This window comes from Aliidongia dinghuensis (assembly GCF_014643535.1).
Taxonomy (GTDB): Bacteria; Pseudomonadota; Alphaproteobacteria; order ATCC43930; family CGMCC-115725; genus Aliidongia; species Aliidongia dinghuensis.
The window spans coordinates 104,695-113,938 of the sequence record NZ_BMJQ01000021.1 but is presented as its reverse complement, the minus strand read 5'-3'; the positions used below and the strand labels follow the sequence as shown (position 1 = coordinate 113,938).

General features: G+C 65.7%; 3 protein-coding genes. All 3 read left to right on the top strand.

Annotation, left to right across the window (positions count from 1 at the left end; genetic code table 11):
• Positions 1-111: 111 nt before the first annotated feature.
• The 3 genes from IEY58_RS29750 to IEY58_RS29740 all read left to right on the top strand — a co-directional run bounded on the left by IEY58_RS29750 (position 112) and on the right by IEY58_RS29740 (position 9,238).
• The gene (locus IEY58_RS29750; protein ID WP_229744056.1) at positions 112-7,293 is read left to right on the top strand and encodes a filamentous haemagglutinin family protein; all 7,182 of its coding nucleotides are present in this window, start codon (positions 112-114) and stop codon (positions 7,291-7,293) included.
• Between the two features lie 235 nt (positions 7,294-7,528).
• Positions 7,529-8,290 (top strand): pentapeptide repeat-containing protein, encoded by a 762-nt coding sequence (locus IEY58_RS29745; protein WP_189051800.1) that lies wholly within the window; start codon positions 7,529-7,531, stop codon positions 8,288-8,290.
• A 126-nt stretch (positions 8,291-8,416) separates the two neighbouring features.
• On the top strand, positions 8,417-9,238 hold the full coding sequence (locus IEY58_RS29740) for a TIGR04282 family arsenosugar biosynthesis glycosyltransferase (RefSeq protein WP_189051799.1): 822 nt from the start codon (positions 8,417-8,419) through the stop codon (positions 9,236-9,238).
• The last annotated feature ends 6 nt before the right edge of the window (positions 9,239-9,244 follow it).

The window sequence follows — 9,244 nt, the reverse complement described above, 5'->3', positions numbered from 1 at the left end:
CAGCTCGGCGCCGCGGCACTCGACCAGCTCGGGGCGGGGAGCCTGCTGATCGGCGGCACCAGGAGCCCGACCAGCACGGGCGAGACGATCCATGCCACGGCGAACAGCGTCGTGGTCGCGAACGACGTCGCCGCACCGCTGACCGGTCCGGAAGTGATCCTGGTCACCAAGGCCGACTCCACCGGCACCGACCCCACCGGCACCGATCCGAACGCCGCGACCGGCCTCCTGGTCAAGAGCGGCAGCGTGATCACGGCCGCGGGCGGTTCGCCGGGCAAGCCGGTCGCGATCACGATCGGCCAGAACGCCGACAGCACGACCGCGAACAGCACGACCGGGGCGGCGGCGGTCAGCGGCGACGGCGCGCTGCTCGCGGTCTCCAACGGCGGCCCCCTGCAGATCAGCCGCAACGACCTGCCCGCCGCGGCGCAAGGGCTGCTGACGGTCGAGGGCGGCGTGACGCTCGCGGGCGGCCAAGGGCTGACGCTCGATGCCGCGGGCAACACGCGGGTCGACCCGAGCGCGACCTTGAGCGGCCAGGCGATCGTGGCGGACAGCGGGCTCATCACCTTCGTCGCCGGCAGCGCGGCGCCCAGTCTCTCCGGCCCCAGTCTCTCCGGCCCCAGTCTCTCCGGCATGGTGATCGGCGCCGCGACGCTCGCCCAGTTCGCGACCGCGAGCCAGGTGATCCTGCGCAGCTACGGGGCCATCGACTTCGAGGGCGGCATCGCCATCGACGTGCCGAACAGGCTGACCTTGAGCGCCGGGGCGTTCACGAGCGGGGCGGCGGGCCATGCCGGCAACGTCTCGATCCATGCCGGGGTGCTGACGCTGTCGAACGACCTCAGCGCACCGGCGCCGGCAGCACCCGTCGCCGGGGCGAGCGGCCTGACGCTCACCGCGGACGAGATCGACTTCGGCACGGTCGGGCAGGGTGCCGGCACGGCGGCGTTCTCCGGTTTCGGCACGGTCAAGGCCACGGCCGCGAACGGCATCGTCGGGCAGGGCGCCGGCACGTTCGACTTCGGCGCCCTGCCGGTGACGCTGACCGCACCGGTGATCGTGGCCGGGGCGGGCGGCAACGCGACGCTGAAGACGACCGGGGCGCTGGTGCTGAACGCCGCCCCTGCGGCGGGTGCCACCTCGGCGGCGGGCGCCTTCGGCGGCGCCATCACGCTGATCGGCGGCGCGGTCGCCGACAACACGCTGATCCAGGTGCCGGCCGGCAATGTGACGCTGGACGCGACCACGGGCGATCTCGCCGTGAATGCCAATGTCGACGTGTCCGGGTTCGCAAAGCAGTTCTTCGACACGGCGGCCTACGCGCCGGCGGGGAACATCGTGCTGAAGGCGGATGCGGGCACGGTGACCGTCGCCTCCGGCGTGGTGCTGGACTTCGCGGGCGCCGCGGCGGGCGGCACGGCCGGTGCGGTGACGTTGAGCGCGCCCAAGGGGGCGGTGAACCTGGCGGGCACGCTCGAGGGCGGGGCGCTGCCCGGCTATCAGGGCGGCTCGTTCACGCTCGATACCGGTGGTGCGGTCAACCTCGATACGCTCGCGGCGACGCTCGCGTCCAGCGGCGTGAACACGCTGATTTCCGTCACCACCGGAACCGGCAATCTGGTGCTGTCCGCGGGCAATACGCTGCGCGCGGCCAATGTTTTGCTGACCGCCAATGGCGGGGCCAGCCCGAATGCCGGCAACGGCAATCTGGTCATCGACGGCGTGATCGACGTCTCCGGCCCTGCGGCGGGCGAGATCGCGCTCTACGGCAGGAGCGGCGTCGATATCGAGGGCAGCTTGCTCGCGCGCAGCGCGACGCCGGCGCAAGCGGGCGGCGTCGTGGTCATCGGCACGACCGGCACACCGGACGGCACGCTGAACGCGACCTACGGCTATGAGAATGTGCAGGCTGCCGACAGCGGCACGATCCATGTCGGGCCCGCGGCGGTGATCGACGTCTCGGGCGGCGCCGGCGCGCTCTATGGCGGCACGATCAGCTTCCGGGCGCCACTGCTGGCGAATGGCGACGTAAAGATCGGCATCGACAGTGGTGCCACGCTGACCGGAGCCCGCACCGTCACGATCGAGCCTTATGCAGTGTGGAGCACCACCGACGCCTCCACCGATGCCGCCAAGCACTTCGACGGCATCATCGATCCCTCGGGCTATTACCAGGACGGCAATGGCGGGGCGCCGCAATATGTCTCCGGCACCTGGGTCGACGCGTCGGGCAATATCCTGCAGGCACCCACCGACGCGGCGACGCTCGCGAGCTATCAGAGCAACGATTACTTCGTGCCCGATACGGCCAATGCCGATCATCAGACCTTCTATGGCTATGTCGGCGGGAATTCGGCGAACGGCCCCGGCACGCTGATGGCCTATGTCGAAACCCCCGGCTATAGCTTCGGCAACCGCTATGCCGGCATCGCCAATGCGCAGGTGGCACCCGGGATCGTGCTCGAGAACCCCGATCTCAATAACAACAAGGGCGCCATCTCGGTGCTCACCAACTGGAACCTCGGCGCGGGGACCGACGACGGCCAGGGCCATGTCACGCAGGTCTTCCGCTACAACGGTGCGGCCCCGGTCCTCTCCGTCCTCGCCGCCGGAAATCTCAACATAAAGGCGTCCATCACCGATGGCTTCTATCAGCAGAACGGCGGCGTCGGCCTGGCCGATCCGATCGCTGCGCCAACGTCCAGCTATAATGCGGCCTTGGATGCCTATAACGGGGTCATCAATTATCTTGTGAACGGCGCGTTCTATTCGGGAGATATCTTGTGGACTGGCACTATCTATGACCAGAACGCCAATCTTCTGGCGGATATTTCATCGAACGGCGATCCCTATTTTCAACAGGTGCAAGCGCCTCTGCAGAACCAGGCGCAGGCCTATTATAACAACTACATGAAGTACATGGCCGACTTCGGCTCCGGTCAGAACGGCACGTTCGCTTATCTTTACAACTGGGGCGACGAATTCGGCTTCAAGGGCTATACCAATCCCGCGACGGAGGCGGTGACTGCCACCGCGCCGCAGCCCTCGAATTTCGCCTCCTATGCCCAATATGCCAGAGCCTATCAGACTTGGCTGGCGGCGAACTTCAACGCGACGACGACAAACACGCCGCCGCCGCTGCTGCAGCCCACTCTCAACGGAAGTTACTACACGGCCTATTCGTCGGATTACGCGGTCTATGCGGGCGACTATCTCACCTATATCAACTATGTCGCGTTCCAGACCGGCAACATCACGCAACAGGGCGTGGGCTCGCAGCTCTTCTACGCGCCGTTCGCGCCCTATGCCGAGCCTGGCAAACTGCCCGGCAACTCGGCGTATGACCAAGCGCTGCAAAATTACAATGCGGCATTGGGGCTGATTGCCCAATACAACATCAATCTTACCGGCTTGGTGATCAATCTTAACGGGGGCGGTACCGCGAATATCGCGGCCGATCCTTATTACAAACCGCTCCAGGCGCCGCTCGAAAATCAGTCATCTGCGTATTACGCAAATTATGAGGGTTACATTACCCAATGGGGTCAGCCCAGCAACACTGGTTGGATAGGTATCTTCAACCGACAAGACCAACCTTTTGGCCAATATTATGGTTGGCTGGGCTACAAACCGACGGATTCGGATCCCAATGTTCCAGTTGCGCCGCAGCCTATCAATTATCCGAGCTACGCAGCTTATGCCGCAGCCTATTATAATTGGCTGCAGGGCGTTTACGGCTACACGATCCTTCTTAATACACAAGGCCATCCCGATACGCCGTCACCCCTGTTGCTGCCGCTCGACAATGGCACTTATGCCAATTACTCGTCGGACTATGCTCAGTATATTACGGATTGGGGCACATATTATTCGGGCTATGTGAGCAGTGAGAGATGGAACAGCACATTCCCGTTCATCTATCCGCCATACGCTCCAGCCAGCAATCCCGCCACCGTTATCCTCCCCAATCTCGGCACTTTGCCGGTCGTGGATTTCGGTCCCAACAACAATCCGGACAATCAGCCGGTCGCGGGCAATCCGATCCCGCTCTACGCCGCGACGCTGCTCGGCGGTTCCAGCTCCAGCTATCGGCTGGTCGCCGGCGCGAATTTCACGAGCGCCGATCCGCTTGCGGTGAATCCCGGCTCGACCGGCAGCGTCAACCTCGACGGGCATCTCACGGTCGCCGACACGGCGACCAAGGACTTGGACGGCAATCCGCTTTCGTCCGATTTCATCAGCGGCAGGACGCTGCTCTTCCCGACGACGGTGCGGACAGGCACGGGTTCGATTGACATCGCGGCGGCGGGCGATGTCGACTGGCTTGATACGGCGGCGCCTGCGGCGGTCTATACGGCAGGCGAGCCGGCGCCCGGAACGACCGCCGACACCTCGGCGTCGGTGCTCCGGCCGTCCACGAGCAGTGCCTACCAGGGCGAACTGCTCGTCACCGGCCCCGTGCAGCCGGTGAATGCGGGCAACATCACGATCAGCGCGGGCAGGAACATCAACGGCATCGAACAGGTCTACGACACGACCGGCAATGTGACCGGAACCGCGGGCACCTATGTCGCCCAGTTCTGGTGGCAATGGATGGAAACCAACAATGTCACCAATAGCTCCGGCCAAGTCACGCAAAGCTCGATCAATTTCGCGGCGTTCGACCAAGGGGTGATGTCGGCCGGCGGCAACGTGAGCGTGACGGCGAAGGGCGATATTAGAGAGCTGTCCGTCGCGCTGCCGACGACCTGGAACATTTCCAATGGCGCGGTGAATACATTGGGCGGCGGCAATCTCGCGGTCAGCGCCGGCGGCGACATTCTAGGCGGCGCCTATTTCGTCGCGAACGGCGCCGGATCATTGACCGCCGGCGGCGAAATCGGCTCCGCCTTCACCCTCTCGACCACCACGAGCGGGATAGCCGGGGCCGTCAGCGTCTCGACACCGATGGCGCCGCTGCTCGGCTACCAGAATACGAACTGGACGGTGACCGCGCGTCAGGACGCCAATATTGGCGGCGTCTATGACCCATCTTACTTCAGTCTCTTCGGGATAGGCGCGGGCGATTCCCAGAGCCCCAGCAGCACCTCGTCCTTGTCGATCCTCTCGACGGTCGGCAACGCGAAGCTCGGCACCATGACCGCGTCGAACGCCCCGTTCTTGGGTTCGACCGATAGCGGTACCCTTCTGCCCGCCTCGCTCAGCATGACGGCGCTCGGCGGCGGCATCGAGATCGACAATGCCGGGGAACTCTATCCCTCCGTGAACGGACAGCTCACCCTGCTCGCCGATCAATCGATCAGCTTTGCAGATGATGTCGCGGGCGGTTCCTTCTTCAGCAGATATTTCGGTCTGCTCGACGTCGACCCGTCGCTGCTGCCCTCGCCGCTCAATCAGCAATCGCAGTTCTATGCAGGCATCGGTGCTACGGACCCGCTGCAGCCGACCTCAAGCGGCCTTCCGCGCTACGAGCACACGATTTCTCACGCGCAGAATGCCAATCCGGTGCGGGTCTACGCACTGAACGGCAATATCACCGACGGAGCCCAGGACAGTCTCGGCTTCTATTACGACGAGCTCGTTCTGGAGCCCAACAAGCCCGCCTTCATCCAGGCCGGGAATGACATCGTCAACCTGTCCTTCCTGGGCGAGAATTTCTATGCCTCGGATGTCACGCGGATCGTCGCCGGGCACGACATCTACGATCCGGTGCTGGGTACGGCGCCGCTGACCGATCCGAGATGGGCGAACTATCTGACCCCGGCGCTGGAACTGGCCGGCCCCGGCTATTTCGACATCCAGGCGGGCCGCAACATCGGGCCGCTCACCTCGGCCAATCAATCCTATCTGGTCTTCCAGAATGGAGCCGGCGGTTCGAGCCTGAACGGCACGATTGCGACCGGCATCGAGACCATCGGCGACCTCGATAACGCCGCTCTGCCTGCAGAGAGCGCCCACATCTCGATCCTGTTCGGCGTCGGCAAGGGCATCAACGATACGGGCTTCGCCGCGACCTACATCGATCCGGCGGCCGCGCCGATCCCGGGCATCCCGAACCTGTCGCCGCAACTCGTCGCCTATGTCGAGCAGATCGCGGCGGACAGTCTCAAGCGGAGCGGCGGGAACGGTGGCATCGCGCCGCTGACGCCCGATGAAGCCTGGACCCTGTTCGAGACGCTGCCGCAGTATCAGCAGCAGGCCTTCATCGATCGGCAGTTCTTCGCGGTCCTGACCCAAGTCGGCGCCGACTACAACAATCCAGCGAGCCCCTACTACCACCAGTACATCCGTGGCTATCAGGCGATCAACACGCTGTTCCCGGCGAGCGACGGCTACACGCAGAACAACCTGGAGGGCGGCACCAACGGCGCCAATCAGCTGGTCGGCACGGGCTATTTCGACATGCGCGGCGCCACGGTGCAGACGCAGGAGGGCGGGAACATCGACATCCTCGGCCCCGGCGGCCGCATCCTGGTCGGCAGCGCGTCCGCACCGCCCTACGTCGTCGACAGCAATGGCGACACGGTCATCGGGCCGAACCAGCAGGGTATCCTCACGCTGGAGACGGGCAATGTCTCGATCTTCAGCGACCAGAGCCTGCTCCTGGCGCAAAGCCGCATCTTCACCGAGCAGGGCGGCGAGATGACGATCTGGAGCTCGAACGGCGACATCAACGCCGGCGAGGGCGCCAAGACGACATCGGACGTTCCGCCGCCCCTGTATAAGGAAGACCCGGACGGCTACTTCACGGTCGACGCGAAATCCGAGGTGACCGGCGCCGGCATCGCCACGCTGCAGACCATCCCCGGCGCCCCGCGCGGCAACGTCTACCTGATTGCGCCGCGCGGCACGGTCGATGCGGGGGCGGCCGGCATCCGCGTCTCGGGCGACCTCGCGATCGCAGCACTCCATGTCGAGAACGCCTTCAACATCCAGGTGCAGGGCACGGCGTTCGGCATCCCGACCGCGGTGGCGCCGAATCTGGGCGCGCTCACCACGGCGTCCAACGCCGCAGGGGCGGCCGCGACCGCGGCGGAGGCCGCCGGCCGGACCCGCAACCGGTCGACCGCCCAGGACTTGCCCTCCATCATCACGGTCGAGGTCCTCGGCTACGGCGGTGGCGATGCGACGCCAACGCAGCAGCCGCAGAAAGGAGATCAGCGGAAGAAAAACGTGCAGCAAAGCTACGACACGAACAGTGCAATCCAGGTCGTGGGGTATGGCGGACTGACGCCGCTGCAACGGCAAAGCCTGACGGATGAAGAGAAACGAAAGCTCTGGCAGCCGTAATTGCCCGGAAGGCGTGCGGCAAGACCGCAAGCGGGTGAGGCCGGGCGACACTGTGTTCGCGATCGCCCGGCGCCCCACTCTCCGAAGCGGCTGCCCAATGGGCATGGCGGCCTATATGGGGGCCGGGCCAAGTGCTATGTATAGTGCTGGGTGTTAGTGCGGGCCGTCGCTGCCTACGGCCAGTTCGCGGGCAAGACGGCCGCCGAATAACGGCACCGGCGCGGAGGGCGAGGCAATGCTTCGGACAACGGCGCTCTTCTGGCTCCTGTCCCTATCCCTGGCGGGCTTTGCCGCCTCCGCCGGCGACCTCACCCGCGCCGACGTCCAGTCGATCCTGGCCGCGGCGCAGCCAGGTGCGGGTGCCAATCTCGCCGGCAAATCGCTGGCCGGCCTCGATCTCCACGATCTGGATTTCAGCGGCGCCGACCTCTCCGGTGCCGATCTCTCGGATGCCGATCTGCGCGGCGCGAAATTCGTCAAGGCCAAGCTCGCCGGCGCCAAGCTCATGCGCGCGAAGCTGAACCTGGCCTGGATCATCAGCGCTGATTTTTCCCATGCCGACCTGTCGGACGCCGTGCTCGAGACGCTGGTCGTCTCGCGCGGCCTCGAGACCCAGCCGGCCGAGGCGGCGAGCTTCGTCGGCGCTAACCTCTCGGGTGCGAAGGTCACCGCGCGCTTCAGCCTCGACGACATGCAGGGTGCGAACCTGTCGCATCTGCGCGCCTCGGCGGATATGCGCAACCAGTCGATGGGCTTGATCCGCACGGACTTCTCGCGGGCGAACCTCGCAGGCGCGAATTTCGACGGCGCCGGGCTCGGGCGTGTCACCTTCGAGTTCGCCAAGCTACAGCATGCCCGGTTCACCGGGGCGGACCTGTCGAATGCCGATTTCGCCGGCGCCGATCTGACCGAGGCCGATTTCACGGGGGCGAACACGACGGCGGCGAGTTTTACGAGCGCCATCCTGACCGGGGTCAAGGGGCTGGCGCGGCCCTGACGGGTTCGGCCTCACTGCAGATGATCTTGAGCCGCTACGGATAGGCTTGTACCGTTTCACGACGGCTCCGCGAAACAAGAAGGAACGGCTCGTCGCGGGCGCGCGGTAGAAGGAGCAGGGGTGCCCATGGACCAGGCGCGCCGCGACACCTGCGCCCTGGCCGTGATGGCCAAGGCACCGCGGAACGGGGAAGTGAAGACCCGCCTCGTCCCGCCACTTCACGTGGCAGAAGCGGCAGCGCTCAGCGCCTGCTTTCTCAAGGACATTGCCGCCAATTTCATGGCGGCCGCCGAGACGGTGCCGATCGCGGGCTTCATCGCCTATTCGCCACCGGGCTCCGAGGCCCTGTTCCGCGATCTCGTCCCGCCGGAGATCGGGCTGCTGCCGCCGCGGAGCGTCGGCCTGGCCAACAGTCTGCCTGACGCGGTCGAGGACCTGCTCGGGGCGGGCTATGGCGGTGTCTGCCTCGTCAACGCCGACAGCCCGACGCTCCCGACGTCCGTGCTGGTCGAGGCCGTCCGGGCGTTGCAGGCACCGGGCGATCGCGTCGTGCTGGGCCCCGCTTTCGACGGCGGCTATTACCTTATCGGCTTGAAACGGCTGCATCGCCGTCTCTTCGAGGATATCGCCTGGAGCACGGAGCGGGTGTTCCGCCAGACGATGGAGCGGGCGCAAAGCATCGCGCTCGACACCGTGACGCTGCCGTCCTGGTACGATGTCGATGATGCGGCATCGCTGGAATGGCTCTGCCGCGAGATCCTCGGCGGCCGGCGCCCCCCGGGCTGCGCTCGTCCAGGCTATGCCGCCCCCGATACGAGCGCCTATCTGCAAAGCCTTGCGGCGGCGGGGTACGGCCGGCGCCTTGGTCTCGAGGCCCTGGGGATCGATGCCCTGGGGATCGATACCCTGGGAACCGAGCTGGGCGCGGTCGGGCACGTCCCGCCATGAAACTCG